Source organism: Corynebacterium sp. HMSC055A01 (genome assembly GCF_001809405.1).
Classification (GTDB): Bacteria; Actinomycetota; Actinomycetes; order Mycobacteriales; family Mycobacteriaceae; genus Corynebacterium; species Corynebacterium hesseae.
In genome coordinates this window covers 1-355 of sequence record NZ_KV797551.1, presented here as the reverse complement: position 1 = coordinate 355, position 355 = coordinate 1, and the positions used below count along the sequence as shown (strand labels likewise).

The window sequence follows — 355 nt, the reverse complement described above, 5'->3', positions numbered from 1 at the left end:
GAAGGTCAGGTTCTTGATGTTGGTGTAGCCGCCGGCCTGCCAGGGGATGAGGTGATGGACCTGGCAGTAATCGGCTGGTTTATTGCAGCCTGGTCTAGAACAGGTGTGGAATTCAGCATGCAGGGTAAGGCGTTGTTTGAAGTTTGCTCCACGCTCTAGCCGGAAGGTGTCGATGGGTCCTTCAATAGGGTGCACGATGGTGGCATACCCTATTTCGGCAAACTTGTGGGTGAGGAATTCTGCCCCGGTCATGCGCCCACCGTTAGTCAGGTTGAGTTCGATCTCGTCGCCGTCGCCGTTAATGATCTGGTCCAACTCGTTCAACGTGACGATGACTTGGGTGCGCACCGCAGGT

1 protein-coding gene is annotated in these 355 nt (G+C 55.5%); it reads right to left on the bottom strand.

Annotated features, from left to right (window positions below; all coding sequences use genetic code 11):
- On the bottom strand, window positions 1–355 hold a 355-nt coding region (locus HMPREF2604_RS02990; RefSeq protein ID WP_141746418.1), incomplete at both ends, for an HNH endonuclease signature motif containing protein.